We start from the raw sequence: 16626 nt of genomic DNA, 5'->3' as shown, positions 1-16626 counted from the left end.
CCTTTCGCCGCGGGGCGACGACCAGTGACAGAAGCGGGCCGGGGCGGGCCCTCCGGCCCGCTTCGCTCCTCGTCCCCCGAGAAAGGAACCCCCGTGCGTCAGAGCATCGGGCGCCATCGCAGAACCGGCACCCTGTCGATCGCGGCCGCCGTGGCCGTCGCCTCGGGGGCGGGCGGCGTCCTTCTCGGCCTCTCGAACGACGGCGCCCGGGCCGCCGCGACCACGGTCACCGTCTCCAGCACCGCGTCGCTGGAGTCCGCCTTCGCCCGGGCCACCGCCGGTACGACCATCAAGGTCCGCGCCGGCACCTACCGGCCCACCCGGACCCTGAAGTCCACGGCCGACGGCACCCCTTCGGCCCGGATCACGCTCACCGCGTACGGGGACGGGAAGGTCAGGATCGACGGCTCCGCGCTGCCCGCCGGGTCCTGGCTCGCCGCGATCCACGGCGACCACTGGACCGTCTCCGGCATCACCTTCCAGAACTCCCCGGCGCAGGGCTTCGTCGCCACGTCGTCCGTCGGCGGGATCTTCGACAACCTCGTCACCGCGGACAACGGCGACTCCGGCTTCACCCTGCGCGGCGACGGCACCACCGGCAACCTCGTGCGGAACCTGGACAGCCACGGCAACTACGACGCCGCGAACCACGGCCAGAACGCCGACGGCATCGCCGTGAAGTTCGGCTCAGGCACCGGCAACCGGATCACCGGCGCCCGCCTCTACGACAACGCGGACGACGGGCTCGACCTCTGGCAGTTCTCCTCGCCCGTCACCGTCGAGCACTCCTGGGCCTTCGGCAACGGCAGGAACCGCTGGAAGGACAGCGCGTTCCAGGGCAACGGCAACGGGTTCAAACTGGGCGGCGGCGGTGCCTCCGTCGCCCACTCCGTCCACGACAGCGCGGCCTGGGACAACACGCTGCACGGCTTCACCGAGAACTCCAACACCGGGGCGATCCGGCTGCACCGCAACACCGCCTACGCCAACCGGGCGGACGGGTTCTACTTCGCCACGGGCAAGGCCCGGCTGACGCGGAACCTCGCGGTGGGCAACGGCACCGGGAAGGCCCGGCTGGGTCCGCGCACGGTGTCGGCGCACGACAACTGGAACAGCGGGGTGGCCACACCGCCGTTCAGGTCCACGGACGCCCGCGCCGTGTACGGGCCGCGTGGCAGGGGTGGTGCGCTGCCGGTCACGGCGTTCCTGACGACCGGCTCCACGGCCATCGGCTCGACGATGCGCTGATCCGCGAGAAGGGCGCCCCCCGCCGGTCGTCACCGGCGGGGGGCGCTTGTCGTGCCGACCGAGGGGGGCTCAAGTCGGCACCACTGCCGGCCGAGGGGGGCTCAGGCCAGCAGGTCCACACAGTCGAACGAGGTGCCCGGGCTCAGGAAGCCCGTGCCGCTCGATCCACTGACGACATCGATCTTCAGTACGTTGTACCCACTGGTGTTCGACTTCCATGCGCCGGCGGGGACCTGGAACGTGAACATGTGGTTGTTCCCCCGGTACGAACCCGTGGTCAGGGAACGCGTCGAGGGCTGCTGGGGTGGTGCCGGGACGGGCGACACCCACTCGTTGACCGTCACCCGCGGCCGGCCGTTCGAGAAGGCGTCCGTGACCCCGATCCGCAGCGTGTGCGCGGCGGCGGCCTGAGCGGCGGTCAGCTTGAAGTGGACGCGGACCCCGTTGTTCACGTCCTGCCACACATACGCCGGGAACGTCGCCGCCTGGTCGCCGCCGCCGAGGGTGACGTCGCCCGTCCACTTCGCGGCACGGCCGTCGGAGGGGTGCGCGTACGTCATCAGCTCGGCGTTCTTGAACCCGCGCGGCGTGCCGTCCCAGTCGCCGAGCCGCCACAGGGTCCTCGCCGCGGACGGATCCCCGGTGATGGTCAGGGTGTTGAGCGCGGTGGAGCCGCCCGCCGTCACCGTCACCTGCCGGGTGTGCACGGCCAGCTCGCCCTTGTAGACGGTCAGGGTGTACGTGCCCGGCAGCATGCCCTTGCAGGAGAAGGCGCCGGTGCCGGCCGCGGCCCTGGTCCAGTACTGGGCGTCGGCGTTGGCGAAGCCGACCGTGTAGGCGTGCTTCGGGTCCATGCCCTTGAGTCCGACCCCGGCCACCTTGCCGCGTCCCGCCCTGCCGACCCAGCCGGTGATGCCGAGGCCGTCCACCCAGGAGGTGTCCAGCCGGTCGTGGGCCAGGGCGGGGGAGGGGGCGCCGCCGTCGGTGAACGCGAGGACGTACGGGCCCTGGAGGCCGAAACGTTCCGGCTCGGTCTGGGCCTGGTTGTAGTGCAGGATCTCGTAGAGCCCGGCGCCCTTGTCGTTGGAGTGGCGCAGCAGCGAGCGGTAGAACGGGCCGCCGGACGCCTTCTCGTGGTTGGAGCGGACGAGCCACAGGCCGACCTCGCCGGTGGTGAACCCGATGTGGTCGTAGTCGATGACCCGCTTGCCCGAGTAGTGCTTGGAGTGGGTGGTGCCGTCCGCGCGCCGCCACACGTCGCCGGCCTCGATGACCCGGTCGGAGCTCTCGATCCAGGAGTCCGGACCCTCGTTCGGGAACACGCCCGGCTTGAGGCGGACCAGGAAGCGGGTCGCGGTGAAGGAGGCGTCCGCCTTGTGCGTCCACAGGTAGACGGCGCTCTGGCCGCTGCGGGCCGCGTACCACTGGGTGATCGCGCCGTGCACGGCCTTCACCAGGATCGTCTGCCCCGACTGCCGGAGCGTGACGGTGGCGCTGCCGAACCCGGACTCGACATGCGAGTGCCTGCCCCCGTAGCCCTCGTACTCCTTGCCCCGGTAGCGCAGGGAGGTGAGGTCGCCGGTGGTCTTGGAGACCTTGAAGACCAGGCCGGCGCCCGTGTCGACGACGAGGTTCCGGCCGTCGTCGGAGTGTCCGAAACCGGCGGCGGACGCCGTGGAGAGGAGGCCGGTGCCACCCGCGACGGCGGCGCCGGTGGCGGCCACACCGATCGCGGTGGCGCCGAGCAGTCGTCTGCGGGACAGGCGTCGTCTCTTGTGCGTACTCAAGGGGCGTGCTCCGGGAATGGTGGATTCCGTATCGCTCGTACGTGAGAGCAGATGACGGGAACCGGCAGCCGGTTCCCTTCCCGCTCTCACGTCTTCCGGTCGCCACCGGCGGCCAAAGGGTTGCCGCCCCCGCGGAATTTTTTCCGCCGGGTTTTCTACGAGTCGCCGTCGTCCGACGAGCCGCCCTCGTCGGGGCCCTCGAAGTCGCCCGCCACCGAGAACTCCTCGCCGTCCGCCGTCGCGGTGATCGCGTAGCGGTCGCCGCTCGCGTCCCGGCCATCGCGCCCGCGGTTGTACTGCCCGGCGAAGACGGACTCGCCCTTCGGGACCGTACGGCCGTCCCTGAGCACCCAGGTGTAGACCAGGAAGCCGTCGTCCTCCGTGACCGTCAGGTCGAAGTCCTGTGCCGGCAGCGAGCGCCAGGCGCCGGTCGAGGAGACCCCGCCGGTCTCGGCGATCCGCAGCTGGACGGTGAGCTCGGTGAGCTGCTCGCTCGTCCTCAGGGTCAGATTGCTCTGCGCCCAGAACTCGTTGCTGTGCGGGTCGACCGAACCGTCCGACCAGAGCGGACCGTCCTGCTCGTCCCCCGAGGAGGGCAGCTTGGGAACGGGGGAGTTCTTGGCCGACGGCGCGCTCGACGGCTCGGAGCTGGGCCTGCGCTCCTGCTTCGACCCGCCGCGGGTCGGCTGCGGGTCCGGCGGGACGGGTGCCCGGCTCGTCGCGGCCGGGGACTCCACCGGCGTCGGCGACACCGCGACGGTCTGGTCGTTCGGCCGCTCCTCGCCCTTCACCGCCGACGCGACGGCGTAACCGCCCACCGCGAGCAGCCCCGCGACACCGGCGGTCGCGCTGACCACACGCACCCAGCCCCACAGCGGAGGCCGTGTGGCCTTCCGGCTGCGGTGCCGCTCCTCGGGGGCCGCCATTCCGCGCTCGATCCGGGCCAGGATGCGGGCGCGGTCGGGCTCGTGCGCCTCGGCCGACTCGCGCAGCCGGGCACGCAGCTCCTCGTGCACGTCCCTCATCGGTCCCTTCCTCCGCTGCCCGGCGCACCCGCGCCGGTCACCCTCGCGCCCCTGACGCCCGTGCCCGTGATGCCGGCGGGCATCCGCTTCGGGGCGTCCCCGGTGCCGAGCAACTTCTTCAGCTCGGCCATCCCCTTGGACGTCTGGCTCTTCACCGTACCGACCGAGACGCCGAGGGCGAGCGCCGTGTCCTTCTCCGAGAGGTCGAAAGCATGCCGCAGCACCACACACGCCCTCTTGCGGAACGGCAGCCGGCGCAGCGCCGACTGCACGTCGACCGCCCCGGCCACATCGGGATTCTCGGTCTTCTCCTCGCGCTGCGACCAGAACAGCGTGATCCGGCGGCGCTCCCGCACCGCGCTGCGGATCCGGGTACGGGCCAGGTTGGCGACCACACCGCGGGCGTACGCCACCGGGTGCTCCGCCGCGCGGACCCGGTCCCAACGGTGCCACATCGCGAGCAGCGCGTCCGCGGCCAGATCGTCCGCCGCGTCCGCCTCACCGGTCAACAGATGGGCCAGACGGGACAGTTCGGCGTAGTGCCGTTCGAAGAAGTCGTGGAACTCCACGGAGGCTGCGTCGTCGACGACCGTGCCCACGGGCGACCTCTCTCCTCGCTTCGGCTGGAGGCACCGGGACCGGGTGCCTGTGCGTGTCGTGTGAACGACACGTGATCCTCCGGGGCTTCCCCCCGCGAGATCCGGAAGAGTAGCAGTGATCGTGAACGAACTTCGTACGAGCCTTCGAACGCGGTCTTACGGGGTGAACGCCGATTCCGTAACACGGAGAAAACCTGAACCGGGTTCAGCGAAGGAACAATCCAGCCAGCACCCGCGCGTCGTACGCACACGTCACTAGGAGCACCGCCCATGTCCGAGGCACAGAAGGTGGCCGACCGGCCGAGCACCCCGCCAAGGGGGGCGAACAGCGTCGATCGCTTCTTCGCCATCACCGCCCGGGGATCCACTTTCGCCCGTGAGATCCGCGGCGGCCTCGCCACGTTCTTCACGATGGCATACATCCTTGTCCTGAATCCCATCATCCTGGGCAGCGCCAAGGACAAGTACGGCCACACCCTCGACGGCGCCGAACTCGTCACCGCCACCGCCCTCGTGGCGGCCGTGATGACGATCATCATGGGTGTCGGCGGCAACCTGCCGCTCGCGCTCGCCGCGGGCCTCGGACTCAACGCGGTCGTCGCCTTCCAGATAGCCCCGCTGATGAGCTGGCCCGACGCGATGGGCCTGGTCGTCCTCGAAGGTCTGCTGATCTGCGTCCTGGTGGTCACGGGCCTGCGCGAGGCCGTCATGCACGCCATACCGCAGCCGCTCAAGCAGGCGATCAGCGTCGGCATCGGCCTGTTCATCGCCTTCATCGGCTTCGTCGACGCCGGGTTCGTCAGCCGCATCCCGGACGTCGCGAACACCACGGTTCCGGTGCAGCTCGGCGCGACCGGTTCGCTGTCCGGCTGGCCCATCCTGGTCTTCTGCCTCGGTGTCCTGCTGACCATCGGCCTGCTCGCCCGCAAGGTGAGGGGCGCGATCCTGATCAGCATCCTGACGATGACGGTCGTTGCGATCGTGATCAACTCGGTGGCCGACATCAAGAGTTGGGGCCTGACCACGCCGAAGGTCCCCGACGACCTCGTGGCCGCCCCCGAGTTCGGACTGATCGGCGACTTCAGCCTCTTCGGCTCGTTCGGCGAGACCACCGTCATCACGGTCGTCCTGCTGGTCTTCACCCTGCTGCTCTCGGACTTCTTCGACACCATGGGCACCGTCGTCGGCGTCAGCGCCGAGGCGGGTCTGCTCGACGAGGAGGGCAAGGTCCCGAACCTCGGCCGGGTCCTGCTCATCGACGGCGCCGCGGCGGTCGCCGGCGGCGCCTCCTCCTCGTCCTCCGCGACCTCCTACATCGAGTCCGCGGCGGGCGTCGGCGAGGGCGCCCGCACCGGCTTCTCCAACCTGATCACCGGCGGCCTCTTCGCGGTCGCCCTCTTCCTCACCCCGCTGCTGACCATCGTCCCGATGCAGGCCGCCGCCCCCGCACTGGTCGCCGTGGGCTTCCTGATGATGACCCAGGTCAAGAACATCGACTGGGACCGGTACGACATCGCCATCCCCGCGTTCCTCACGATCGCCGTGATGCCGTTCACCTACTCCATCACCAACGGCATCGGCGCCGGCTTCCTCGCCTTCGTCCTCATCAGGACGGTCCTCGGCAGGGCCAAGGAGATCCACTGGCTGTTGTGGGGCACCTCGGCGCTGTTCCTGGTGTACTTCGCGATCAACCCGATCCAGCAGCTGTTCGGCGTGCGGTAGACGCCATGCGGTGGACGCCATGAAGGAAGGGCCGCCCCCCCGGGGGCAAAGGGGCGGCCCTTCGTCCGCGTCCGGCCCTCGACCGGTGCCCTCAGTCCTTCAGCGCCGCCCGCATCACGGCCTTCGCGACCGGCGCCGCCAGCCCGTTGCCGCTGACCTCGGAGCGGGCCGCGTTCGACTGCTCCACGACCACCGCGACGGCGACCTCCTTGCCGTCGGCCTTCGCGTACGACGTGAACCAGGCGTACGGCGTCTTGCTGTTCTTCTCGCCGTGCTGGGCGGTACCCGTCTTGCCGCCCACGGTCGCCCCGCCGATCCGCGCGTTCGTGCCCGTGCCGTCCTCGACGACCGTCTCCATCGCCGACCGCAGCTGCTTCGCGGTGGAGGCGCTCACCACCTGTTCGGTGCCGGCCGCGGAGTCGTAGTCCTCCAGCACGTCGCCGCCGCCGTCGGTGATCTGCGCCACCATGTGCGGCGCCACCAGCTTGCCGTCGTTGGCGATGGCCGCCGACACCATGGCCATCTGCAGCGGCGTCGCGGTGACGTCGTACTGCCCGATCCCGGTCAGCGCCGTGGACGACTCGTCCATGTCGGACGGGTACACGCTGGTGTACGCCCGCACCGGCACGTCCTGCTCCGTGTCGTCGAAGCCGAACTTCTCGGCCATCGCCCTGACCTTGTCCTGGCCCAGCTTGACGGCCATCCGCGCGAACACGTTGTTGCACGAGTACTGCAGCGCCGTACGGATGGAGGCGTTCTCGCAGGGCGCGTTCGGGTTCTCGTTGCTCAACTCGGTCGTCGTGCCCGGCAGGGTGTACGGGTCGGGGCTGTCCGTCTTCACGTCCACCGACGGGTACAGCCCGTCCTCCAGCGCGGCCGCCGCCACGACCAGCTTGAACGTCGACCCCGGCGGCAGCGGCTGCCGCAGCGCCCGGTTGGTCAGCGGCTTGTCCGGGTCCGCGGTGAGCTTCTTCCAGGCCGCGCCCGCCGTGTTCGCGTCCGTGAGCGACGAGGGGTCGTACGACGGCGTCGACACCACCGCCAGGATCTTCCCGGTCGCCGGGTCGATCGCGACGGCCGCGCCCTTCTTGTCGCCGAGCGCCTCGTACCCCGCCTTCTGCACGGACGGGTCGATCGTCGTGATCACGTCGCCCGGGTCGGACCGCTCGCGGGTCAGGGTGTCCAGCACCGTCCTCAGCCGGGGGTCCGTGCCGTTGAGCAGGTCCTGGTAGATGCCCTCCAGTTGCGTGGGCGCGTAACTCTGCGAGGCGTACCCCGTCACCGCCGCGTACAGCTCACCGTCCTTGTAGGTGCGCTTGTAGGCGAGGTCGCCGCCCTTCGTCCGCGCGGAGCCGGTGACCGCGTCACCGCCCACGATGATGTTCCCGAGCGGCGCCGCGTACGTCTCGATCGCGTTCCGCCGGTTGTCCTTGTCCTCCGCGAGCGCCGTGCCCTCGTAGAACTGCACCCACGTCGCCCGCACCAGCAGGGCGAGCACGAGGAGCAGGCTGAAGACGGCGCTGCGCCTGATCGTCTTGTTCATCGCACCCGGACGGACGAGCGGAACGCGGTCGGTCGTTCCCTTCCGTCCCGGTTCTCATGAGGTCTTCATGTGCCCGGAGGCGGTCCGTCCGTCGTCCGCCGAGGTGGCCGTGCGTCCTGGTCAGAGTCTGCGGGTCGCCAGCGTCAGCCGGTCGCGGGCGTCGAACAGGGCGTCCTTGACCAGCTGCTCGTGCGCCGGGGTGAGCCGGGCCACCGGCACGGAGCAGCTGATCGCGTCACGGGCCGGGGTGCGGTACGGGATCGCCACGCCGAAGCAGCGCAGACCGAGGGTGTTCTCCTCGCGGTCGACGGCGAAGCCCTGCTCACGGACCTGGTGGAGCTCCTCGATGAGCTGCTCCCGGTCGGTGATCGTGTTCTCGGTGAGCGCCGGGAGGGTCTCCGGGAGCATCTTGCGGACCTGCTCGTCGGTGTGGGTGGCGAGCAGCGCCTTGCCGAGCGAGGTGGAGTGGGCGGGCAGCCGCCGGCCGACCCGGGTGAAGGGCCGCAGATAGTGCTGCGACTGCCGGGTGGCCAGATAGACGACGTTGGTGCCGTCGAGGCGGGCCAGGTGGATGGTCTCCGTGGTGTCGTCCGAGAGCCGGTCGAGCGTGGGGCGGGCCAGCGCCACCACCTCGTCCCCGTCGATGTACGAGGTGCCCACGAGGAGGGCCCGAACGCCGATGCCGTACCGCGTGCCCGTCGCGTCCGTCTCGACCCAGCCGAGCTCCACCAGGGTGCGGAGCAACATATAAAGGCTGGACTTGGGATAGCCGACGGCCTCCTGCACCGCCGCGAGGGAGTGCATTCCGGGGCGCCCGGCGAAGTATTCGAGCAGTTCGACGGTCCGCACCGCCGACTTGACCTGCGCTCCGCCGCCCGTCTCGACTGCCGACATCGCCCTTGACCCCTTCGTTCGACGGGAAATAGTCTCCAACACCGTATTCATCATTCAGGACGGCGTTCAGCATATCGAACAGCCTTGGTGAATGACCCAGACAATACCCCTGGGAATGACCCAGAAATACGTGGAGGGACCCGCGGTGGCAGCAGCACCAGTCTGGAGTGTCGACCCCCGAACCGGGAAGCAGCGCGAGCAGGTTGCGGTGGAGGCCACGGCCCAGGAGGTGGACGCCGCCGTCCGCGCGGCCCACGCGGCCCGCGGCGCCCTGGCCGACCGCACCGTCCGCTCGGCGTTCCTGCGCACGGCGGCCGACCAGCTCCAGGCGGCCAAGGAACAGCTCGTCGAGGTCGCCGACGCGGAGACCGCGCTCGGCCCGGTCCGGCTCACCGGTGAACTCGCCCGCACCTGCTACCAGCTGCGGGCCTTCGCCGACATCGTCGACGAGGGCGCCTTCCTCGACGTGGTGATCAACCACCCCGACGACACCGCGACCCCGCCCATCCCCGACCTGCGCCGCTACAAGGTCCCGCTGGGCGTCGTCGCCGTCTACTCGGCCTCCAACTTCCCCTTCGCCTTCTCCGTGCCGGGTGGTGACACCGCGAGCGCGCTGGCCGCCGGGTGCCCGGTGGTCGTCAAGGCCCACCCCGACCACCCGGCGCTGTCCGAGCTGGTCGCGATCGTGCTGCGCCGCGCCGCCGCCGAGCACGGCATCCCCGAGGGCGTCCTCGGCCTCGTCCACGGCTTCGAGGCGGGCGTCGAGCTGGTCAAGCACCCGCTGGTGACCGCCGCCGGCTTCACCGGCTCCGTACGCGGCGGCCGTGCCCTGTTCGACGCGGCGGCCGCGCGGCCGGTGCCGATCCCGTTCCACGGCGAGCTGGGCTCCCTGAACCCCGTCCTCATCACCGAGGCCGCGGCGGCCGAGCGCGCCGAGGCGATCGGTACGGGTCTGGCGGGCTCCATGACCCTCGGCGTCGGCCAGTTCTGTGTGAAGCCGGGCCTGGTGCTGGCGCCGGCGGGCGACGCCGGCGACCGGCTGGTCAAGTCGCTCACGGAGGCGGTCAGCGACGTCGACGCGGGTGTCCTGCTCGACCACCGGATGCGCGACAACTTCCTCGCCGGTGTCGCAGAGCGCGCGGAGCTGCCGGACGTGGAGTCGCCGGTGACGGCGGGCGCGGGCGGCGAGCACACCGTCAGCCCCGGCTTCCTCACCGTCCCCGCCGGAAAGCTGGCGTCCGAGGGTGAGCACGACCTGCTCCTGGAGGAGTGCTTCGGGCCGCTCACGGTCGTCGCGCGCTACGAGGACGAGGACGAGGCCAAGTCGGTGCTGTCCCGGCTGCCGGGCAACCTCACCGCCACGGTGCACCTGTCCGGTGAGGAGGCCGCCGGTGAGGGGCGCGGCCCGGAGCTGCTCGCGGAGCTGACGCCGCTGGCCGGCCGTGTGCTCGTCAACGGCTGGCCGACGGGTGTGGCCGTGGCCGCGGCCCAGCACCACGGCGGGCCGTACCCGGCGACGACGTCGACGTCCACGTCCGTGGGCGGCACGGCCATCGAGCGGTGGCTGCGGCCGGTCGCGTACCAGGGGGCGCCCGAGGCGCTGCTGCCGCCGGAGCTGCGGGACGACAACCCGCTGGGGCTGCCGCGCAGGTTCAACGGCGTTCTGGAGCGGTAGCGCCGTCAGGGGCGCGGGCTGTAAGAATCCCCCAATGGATCTCGAACTTCCCGAACTTCCTTTCCCTCTTCGTACATATGGGCCCGATGGGCACTGGTCCTATGAGGACGGGGTGCTCACCGGGTGGGCCGGCGCCCGGCAGGACCGGTTCGTGCCGCCCACGGACGAGGGACTGGACCCCGTCACGGACGCGCCCAGGCTGCTGGGGGCGCCGGAGGGGGACTTCCAGTTGATCGCCCGCGTCACCGTCGGCTTCGCCGCCGGGTTCGACGCGGGCGTGCTGTACGTGCACGTCGGGGAGCGGGCCTGGGCGAAGCTGTGCCTGGAGTACTCGCCGGATGTTCCCACCGTCTGCACGGTGGTCACCCGTGGACACTCCGATGACGCCAACTCCTTCACCGTGGAGGGGAGTTCGGTCTGGCTGCGGGTCAGTCGCACAGGCCGGGCGTTCGCCTTCCACGCCTCCCGCGACGGCAAGCACTGGACGTTCGTCCGGCTGTTCACGCTCGCCGGGGAGCGGGAGAGCGGGGCCGCCCTGGTCGGGTTCATGACCCAGTCCCCGATGGGGGAGGGCTGTGTGGTGACGTACGACGGCATGGAGTTCCGTCCGAACTGGCCCGAGGACCTGAGAAACGGCAGCTGAGGGGCGCGGGCGGCCCGAGCCCGGCGCCCGGTGTCACCCCCGGCCGGAACCGCCGCGGCGTCGCGCTCGTCCTCCTCCGCATGATCAAGGACCGTGTGGAACGAGTGACCGGAGCGCGTGTGATCAGGACCGTGCTCCCCGCCGAACTCCATGACGTCGTCGCGCTGCACGCCCGCGCCCGCGCGACGTACTACCCGGACGGCGTCCCCGACGACGGCACGGACTGGCTCGCCGGCTGGCGGCGGGCCGTCGAGCGACCGGACGGCCGTGTGCTCTGCGCGGTGGAGCACGGCCGGATCACCGGCATCGCCTCCTTCCGCACGGCGGAGGACGGCCCCGCCGACACGGTGTTCCTCGCCCAGCTTCATGTGGACCCCGACCAGTGGCGCCGCGGCACCGGCCGGGCCCTGCACGCGGCCTGCGTGGAGGAGTGGCGGGCCGACGGCAAGCGCACGGCCACGCTCACCGTCCACGTCGACAACCACCGGGCGCGGGCCTTCTACGCCCGCCTCGGCTGGACCCCGGACCCGGAGCACCCGCCGGCCCCGGACGACCACCATCTGCTCCTCAGCTACGCGGTCACCGAGGGGTGAGCCGGAGCGGGGGCGGGGCGTGGGAATGAGACGGGCTGCTTGAACGTTCACCCATCGCAGAAGCGGAGCGCGCCGCCTCCGTCCACCCGTACCCGTACGACCGAAGAGAGCTGACACATGCGCGTCGAGATCTGGAGCGACATCGCCTGCCCCTGGTGCTACGTGGGCAAGGCCCGCTTCGAGAAGGCGCTCGCGGCCTTTCCGCACCGCGACGACGTCGAGGTGGTGCACCGCTCCTTCGAGCTCGACCCCGGCCGCGCCAAGGACGACGTCCAGCCGGTCCTCACCATGCTGAGCAAGAAGTACGGGATGAGCGAGGCGCAGGCCCAGGCCGGCGAGCACAACCTCCGCGCGCAGGCCGGCGCCGAGGGCCTCGACTACCGGGCGGAGGGCCGCGACCACGGCAGCACCTTCGACATGCACCGGCTGCTGCACCTCGCCAAGGAGCACGGCAGGCAGGACGAACTGCTCCAGCTGCTGTACCGGGCGAACTTCGCCGAGGAGCGGTCCGTGTACGCCGACGCGGACGAGTTCCTGATCGAGCTGGCCGTCGAGGCCGGGCTCGACGAGGGCGCCGCCCGCCAGGTGCTGGCCGACCCCGCCGCGTACGCGGACGCCGTCCGCGAGGACGAGCGGGAGGCGGCCGAGCTGGGCGCGAACGGAGTGCCGTTCTTCGTGCTGGACCGCAAGTACGGGGTGTCCGGCGCGCAGCCCGCCGAGGTGTTCGAGCGGGCGCTCACACAGGCGTGGGGCGAGCGGTCACCGCTCCAGGTGATCCAGGAGGACACCGCGGAGACGTGCGGGCCCGACGGGTGCGCGGTGCCGCAGGCCCGGTGACCGGGGTGCGGTAGCGCCGCGAAGGTGCGGTGATCTGCGGTCCGCGGCTGCGCGGGGCGGTGCTCGCGCAGTCCCCCGCACCCCTTGACGGTGGTGATGTGCTGGTCGGCCGCTATGTATAAGCGGTGCTTTGGGTGATCGTGTAAAACCTCTCAATGGACGGGGAGGTCTTCGGGCCCCACAGTGGTGGCATGGAGACCTTCGAGAGCCTCGTCCGTGCCGAGTTCGCGCCGAAGAACACCTATCTGAACACCGCGAGCAGCGGTCTGCTGCCCGCCCGGACGGTGGCCGCGCTGGGGCGGGCCGCGCTGCTGCGGGCCGAGGGCCGGCCGCTGGACCCGCTGTTCGACGACGTGGAGGCCGCGCGGGCCGCGTTCGCCCGGCTGGCCGGAGTGCCGGCCGGGCGGGTGGCGGCCGGGACGTCGGTCGCCGCGCACACCGGGGTGGTCGCCGCGTCGCTGCCGCCCGGCGCCGAGGTGCTGACCGCCGAGGACGACTTCACCTCCGTCCTCAACCCGTTCCACGTCCGGTGCGACCTCAAGGTGCGGGCCGTGCCGCTGGAGCGGCTCGCCGAGTCCGTCCGCCCCGGCACCGCGCTCGTCGCGGTCAGCGCCGCCCAGTCCGCCGACGGCCGGATCGCCGACCTGCCCGCGCTGCGCGAGGCGGCGCGGGAGCACGGGGCGCGCACCTACGTCGACTTCTCCCAGGCCGCCGGATGGCTGCCGATGGAGGCCGGCGCGTACGACTACACCGTCTGCACGACCTTCAAGTGGCTGCTCGGCCCGCACGGCGCGGCCTTCCTCGTGGTGCCCGAGGACTTCGGCGGGCTGACCCCGATGCTGGCCGGCTGGGTCGCGGGGGAGAACCCCTGGGACAGTTGCTACGGCCCCGTCACCGAACTCGCCCGCTCCGCCCGCCGCTTCGACCTGACCCCGCCCCTGTTCACCTACGCCGGGCTGCGCCACTCCCTCGCGCTCGTCGAGGAACTCGGCGTGGCCGCCGTCCACGCCCATGACCTCGCCCTCGCGGACCGGTTCCGCGCGGGGCTCGCCGCTCTCGGCCACGAGCCCGTGCCGGCGCCCGGCTCGGCGATCGTCTCCGTGCCCGGACTGGGCGTGCGGCAGCCCGAGTTGAGCGCGGCCGGTATCCAGGTCTCCGACCGCGCGGGCAACCTGCGCGTCTCCTTCCACCTCTACAACACGGTGGCGGACGTCGACCGGGTCCTGGACGCGCTGTCTTCCTGAACCACTGGCGCGAAGCCCGGCCGGGACGCTAGGAAGGGCGTCAGGGATGGTGGTGCCGGTGGAGCCGACGCTCGAACAGCCGTCCATCGATGTGGAGTTGCATCGGCGGCTGGTGTACGGGGACGAGTCCGCGCTGCGTGAGGCGTACGCGGCGTACGGGGCACTCGTGCGCCGGGTGGCCGTCCGGGTCACCCGCAGTCAGGCGGCGGCCGAGGACGTGGCCCAGGAGGTCTTCGCCCAGCTGTGGACCAGCCCGTACGGCTTCGACGCGCGGCGCGGCTCCCTGCGCACCTGGCTGTCGATGCTCGCCCACCGGCGGGCCGTGGACTGGGTGCGCAGCGAGGCCCGGCACCGCAAGGACGCCCAGGCGGACGACTCGGCGCTGCACGCCATCCCCGATGCCGGACCCGGCCCGCACGAGACGGTCGTCGACCGCGAGCGCTCCCTGCTGCTGCACACCGCCCTCGCCGAACTCCCCCGCAGCCAGCGGGAGGTGGTCCACCTCGCCTACTTCGCGGGCCGCACCTACCGCCAGGCCGCCGTGGAGCTGGGCATCCCCGAGGGCACCGCGAAGACCCGGCTCCGCTCGGCCCTGCGCAAGCTGGCGGAGTCCCTCGCGGATCCACCGGACCCGGCAGCGGCGAGGGGCGCGTGATGGCGGCCCCTCACCGCACAGCCGGGGCCGTGCGGGCCCTGCGTATCGTGGCAGCGGCACGGCGAAAGGGCGGCGCGCGATGACCAACGACCACGACGGCGTACGGGAGCTGCTGGCCGCCTGGGCGGTCGGCGCGCTGCCACCCGCCGACGCCAGGGCCGTCCCGCTCCATCTCGCCGCGTGCGCGACCTGCGCGGCGGAGGCCGAACGACTCCGGGCGACCGTACGGCTGCTGGACGGCGCCCCCGGCCCGGACGCGGGGGCGGCTGGCGCCCCCGGTGACGCGCGCGACGGGGCCGCGCGTGAGAGGGGCGGTGGTGCGGACGGGGTGCTCGGGTCGGCCCTGCGCTCGCGCCGTCCCCGTACGCCGGGTGTCGCCCCGCACGCGGCGCCGTACGCCGCCGCCGTCGCCGGACTCCAGGCGCTGCTCCGGGAGCTGCCGGGCCGCTGGGGCACCCCGGTGGTGCACGACTGGGACGCGCACGCCACCGTCGCCCATCTCGTCGCCGCCGACGAACACCTCGCCGTGGCGCTCGGGGTCGGCGCCCGGCTGCCGGCCTCCCGCATCCCGGCCGGGACGCCCGCCGCGCACGCGTGGGAGCTGCGCACCGCCGACGCCATCGCCCACGAGCACGCCCGTACGCCCGAGGAGACCGTCGCCACCTGGGCCGCGCAGGCCACCGACCTTCTGGCGACCCCCGAGGCCCGCGACGCCGGTCTCGCCGCCCGCGCGGCGACGGTGATGGGCCTCAGACTGCCCGTCGCCGACCACTTCGTCATCCGCGCCTTCGAGGCGTGGATCCACGCCGACGACATCGGCCGGGCGCTCGGCGTCGCCGTACCGCCGCCGCCCGACGAGCACCTGGAGCAGCTGGTCCGGCTCGCCGTCCGCATCCTCGGCCTGGCGCTGCACGACGCGCCGCCCGTCCTCGTCGAGGTCACCGGTACCGCCCCCGGCACCGGCTGGGTCCTCGGCTCGGACGCCGAGCCCGTGGCCGCCGAACTGACCCTGGACCCGGTGGACTTCTGTCTGCTCGTGGGCGGCCGCTACGCCCCGGACGAGGTGCCGAGGGGCCTCACGGGCGACGAGCGCGCCGCACGGAACGTCCTGGCCACGGCGGCGTCGCTGGCCTGGTTGTAGCGGCCGCCCCCGAGGAGCGCACACACGGCGGACCGGGCGGTCCCTCAGGGGGCGGGGACCACCCGGTCCGGTCATCGTGACGGCGAGGTCGGGATCGGGGTCACCGCACGGGGGTGAAGTCCCGCGCGCCGATGAACTCCGGCCGCCGTACGGGAGCCGCGAACGGCTCGACCGCCGCGTTCTCCACGCTGTTGAAGACGATGAAGACGTTGCTGCGCGGGAACGGCGTGATGTTGTCGCCGGAGCCGTGCATGGCGTTGCAGTCGAACCAGGTCGCCGAGCCGGCCTTGCCCGTGAACAGCTTGATGCCGTACTCGGAGGCCATCGCCGTCAGCGCCTCGTCCGACGGGGTGCCCGCGTCCTGCATCTGCAGCGACTTCTTGTAGTTGTCCTTCGGGGTGGCGCCCGCGCAGCCGAGGAACGTCCGGTGCGACCCCGGCATGATCATCAGACCGCCGTTGGTGTCGTAGTTCTCGGTCAGGGCGATCGAGACGGACACCGTCCGCATGTTCGGCAGCCCGTCCTCGGCGTGCCAGGTCTCGAAGTCGGAGTGCCAGTAGAACCCGGAAGCGCCGAAGCCCGGCTTCACATTGATCCGCGACTGGTGCACGTACACGTCGGAGCCGAGGATCTGCCGGGCCCGGCCGACGACCCGCTCGTCCCGGACGAGTCGCGCGAACACCTCGCTGATGCGGTGCACCTCGAAGACGGACCGGATCTCCTTCGACTTCGGCTCGATGATCGAGCGTTCGTCGGCGCGGACCGCCGGATCGGTGACGAGCCGCTCCAGCTCCTGCCGGTACACGGCGACCTCGTCCGGCGTGATGAGCTCCTCCACGGCGAGGAAGCCGTCCCGCTCGTACGTCTGCAGGTCGGTGAGGGAGATCGGGCCGGGGGTGCCGGGGGCGCCCCACACGACCGGGTCCTGGCGCGGGACCGACACCTCGGTGGCGCCGCGGCTGGGGTAGAGGTCGGGCACGCTGGTGGCAGTGTTCATCGTGGTGGTCGTGGTCATGGTGA

At 71.9% G+C, this 16626-nt stretch carries 15 protein-coding genes; 9 read left to right on the top strand and 6 right to left on the bottom strand.

Going from position 1 to position 16626, the window contains the following annotated elements; genetic code table 11:
• The first annotated feature begins 93 nt into the window (after positions 1-93).
• The gene (locus ACZ4Z3_RS04460; protein WP_468499627.1) at positions 94-1248 is read left to right on the top strand and encodes a right-handed parallel beta-helix repeat-containing protein; all 1155 of its coding nucleotides are present in this window, start codon (positions 94-96) and stop codon (positions 1246-1248) included.
• A 101-nt stretch (positions 1249-1349) separates the two neighbouring features.
• On the opposite strand, the gene ACZ4Z3_RS04455 is transcribed toward ACZ4Z3_RS04460, so the two are convergent.
• The 3 genes from ACZ4Z3_RS04455 to ACZ4Z3_RS04445 form a co-directional block, all read right to left on the bottom strand.
• Entirely contained in the window at positions 1350-3035 is a 1686-nt protein-coding gene (locus ACZ4Z3_RS04455) for a rhamnogalacturonan lyase B N-terminal domain-containing protein (RefSeq protein WP_468499626.1), read from the bottom strand.
• Between the two features lie 155 nt (positions 3036-3190).
• Positions 3191-4060, bottom strand: coding sequence for a hypothetical protein (locus tag ACZ4Z3_RS04450; protein WP_468499625.1), 870 nt, complete (start codon positions 4058-4060; stop codon positions 3191-3193).
• A complete protein-coding gene (locus tag ACZ4Z3_RS04445) occupies positions 4057-4659 on the bottom strand; it encodes a SigE family RNA polymerase sigma factor (protein WP_468499624.1) in 603 nt (200 codons plus the stop codon). The genes ACZ4Z3_RS04450 and ACZ4Z3_RS04445 overlap by 4 nt, the downstream gene beginning before the upstream one ends.
• A gap of 270 nt (positions 4660-4929) precedes the next feature.
• On the opposite strand from ACZ4Z3_RS04445, the gene ACZ4Z3_RS04440 reads away from it, so the two are divergent.
• Positions 4930-6381 (top strand): NCS2 family permease, encoded by a 1452-nt coding sequence (locus tag ACZ4Z3_RS04440; protein WP_468499623.1) that lies wholly within the window; start codon positions 4930-4932, stop codon positions 6379-6381.
• 91 nt (positions 6382-6472) lie between these two features.
• On the opposite strand, the gene ACZ4Z3_RS04435 is transcribed toward ACZ4Z3_RS04440, so the two are convergent.
• Both ACZ4Z3_RS04435 and ACZ4Z3_RS04430 read right to left on the bottom strand, forming a co-directional pair.
• Positions 6473-7924, bottom strand: a complete 1452-nt coding sequence (locus ACZ4Z3_RS04435) for a peptidoglycan D,D-transpeptidase FtsI family protein (RefSeq protein ID WP_468499622.1) — start codon at positions 7922-7924, stop codon at positions 6473-6475.
• 120 nt (positions 7925-8044) lie between these two features.
• Entirely contained in the window at positions 8045-8818 is a 774-nt protein-coding gene (locus ACZ4Z3_RS04430; RefSeq protein ID WP_055514882.1) for an IclR family transcriptional regulator, read from the bottom strand.
• 145 nt (positions 8819-8963) lie between these two features.
• On the opposite strand from ACZ4Z3_RS04430, the gene ACZ4Z3_RS04425 reads away from it, so the two are divergent.
• From ACZ4Z3_RS04425 to ACZ4Z3_RS04395, 7 genes are all read left to right on the top strand, one after another.
• Positions 8964-10493 carry an aldehyde dehydrogenase (NADP(+)) gene (locus ACZ4Z3_RS04425; RefSeq protein WP_468499621.1) on the top strand — a complete coding sequence of 510 codons (1530 nt, stop codon included), beginning with the start codon at positions 8964-8966 and terminating at the stop codon, positions 10491-10493.
• A gap of 34 nt (positions 10494-10527) precedes the next feature.
• On the top strand, positions 10528-11136 hold the full coding sequence (locus ACZ4Z3_RS04420; protein ID WP_055540105.1) for a DUF1349 domain-containing protein: 609 nt from the start codon (positions 10528-10530) through the stop codon (positions 11134-11136).
• Positions 11137-11216: 80 nt separating this feature from the next.
• The gene (locus ACZ4Z3_RS04415; RefSeq protein ID WP_468499620.1) at positions 11217-11729 is read left to right on the top strand and encodes a GNAT family N-acetyltransferase; all 513 of its coding nucleotides are present in this window, start codon (positions 11217-11219) and stop codon (positions 11727-11729) included.
• Between the two features lie 117 nt (positions 11730-11846).
• Positions 11847-12566 carry a DsbA family oxidoreductase gene (locus tag ACZ4Z3_RS04410; protein WP_468499619.1) on the top strand — a complete coding sequence of 240 codons (720 nt, stop codon included), beginning with the start codon at positions 11847-11849 and terminating at the stop codon, positions 12564-12566.
• Positions 12567-12757: 191 nt separating this feature from the next.
• A complete protein-coding gene (locus ACZ4Z3_RS04405) occupies positions 12758-13810 on the top strand; it encodes an aminotransferase class V-fold PLP-dependent enzyme (protein ID WP_468499618.1) in 1053 nt (350 codons plus the stop codon).
• 46 nt (positions 13811-13856) lie between these two features.
• Complete coding sequence (locus ACZ4Z3_RS04400) at positions 13857-14465, top strand: RNA polymerase sigma factor (protein ID WP_468499617.1); 609 nt, start codon at positions 13857-13859, stop codon at positions 14463-14465.
• A 79-nt stretch (positions 14466-14544) separates the two neighbouring features.
• Positions 14545-15606, top strand: a complete 1062-nt coding sequence (locus ACZ4Z3_RS04395; RefSeq protein WP_468499616.1) for a maleylpyruvate isomerase family mycothiol-dependent enzyme — start codon at positions 14545-14547, stop codon at positions 15604-15606.
• A 100-nt stretch (positions 15607-15706) separates the two neighbouring features.
• Here ACZ4Z3_RS04395 and thpD read toward each other — a convergent pair whose 3' ends face one another.
• Positions 15707-16621 carry an ectoine hydroxylase gene (gene thpD, locus ACZ4Z3_RS04390; RefSeq protein ID WP_468499615.1) on the bottom strand — a complete coding sequence of 305 codons (915 nt, stop codon included), beginning with the start codon at positions 16619-16621 and terminating at the stop codon, positions 15707-15709.
• Between the last annotated feature and the right edge of the window lie 5 nt (positions 16622-16626).

This window comes from Streptomyces sp. NPDC030296 (genome assembly GCF_055572815.1).
This window is presented reverse-complemented; position numbering and strand designations above follow the sequence as displayed.

What these genes read in the sequence shown, in the direction of transcription:
- thpD (WP_468499615.1), bottom strand. Translation starts at nt 16,621, where the DNA reads ATGACCACGACCACCACGATGAACACTGCCACCAGCGTGCCCGACCTC.
- ACZ4Z3_RS04405 (WP_468499618.1), top strand. Translation starts at nt 12,758, where the DNA reads ATGGAGACCTTCGAGAGCCTCGTCCGTGCCGAGTTCGCGCCGAAGAAC.
- ACZ4Z3_RS04395 (WP_468499616.1), top strand. Translation starts at nt 14,545, where the DNA reads ATGACCAACGACCACGACGGCGTACGGGAGCTGCTGGCCGCCTGGGCG.
- ACZ4Z3_RS04430 (WP_055514882.1), bottom strand. Translation starts at nt 8,818, where the DNA reads ATGTCGGCAGTCGAGACGGGCGGCGGAGCGCAGGTCAAGTCGGCGGTG.
- ACZ4Z3_RS04400 (WP_468499617.1), top strand. Translation starts at nt 13,857, where the DNA reads ATGGTGGTGCCGGTGGAGCCGACGCTCGAACAGCCGTCCATCGATGTG.
- ACZ4Z3_RS04410 (WP_468499619.1), top strand. Translation starts at nt 11,847, where the DNA reads ATGCGCGTCGAGATCTGGAGCGACATCGCCTGCCCCTGGTGCTACGTG.
- ACZ4Z3_RS04440 (WP_468499623.1), top strand. Translation starts at nt 4,930, where the DNA reads ATGTCCGAGGCACAGAAGGTGGCCGACCGGCCGAGCACCCCGCCAAGG.
- ACZ4Z3_RS04435 (WP_468499622.1), bottom strand. Translation starts at nt 7,924, where the DNA reads ATGAACAAGACGATCAGGCGCAGCGCCGTCTTCAGCCTGCTCCTCGTG.
- ACZ4Z3_RS04450 (WP_468499625.1), bottom strand. Translation starts at nt 4,060, where the DNA reads ATGAGGGACGTGCACGAGGAGCTGCGTGCCCGGCTGCGCGAGTCGGCC.
- ACZ4Z3_RS04415 (WP_468499620.1), top strand. Translation starts at nt 11,217, where the DNA reads ATGATCAAGGACCGTGTGGAACGAGTGACCGGAGCGCGTGTGATCAGG.
- ACZ4Z3_RS04420 (WP_055540105.1), top strand. Translation starts at nt 10,528, where the DNA reads ATGGATCTCGAACTTCCCGAACTTCCTTTCCCTCTTCGTACATATGGG.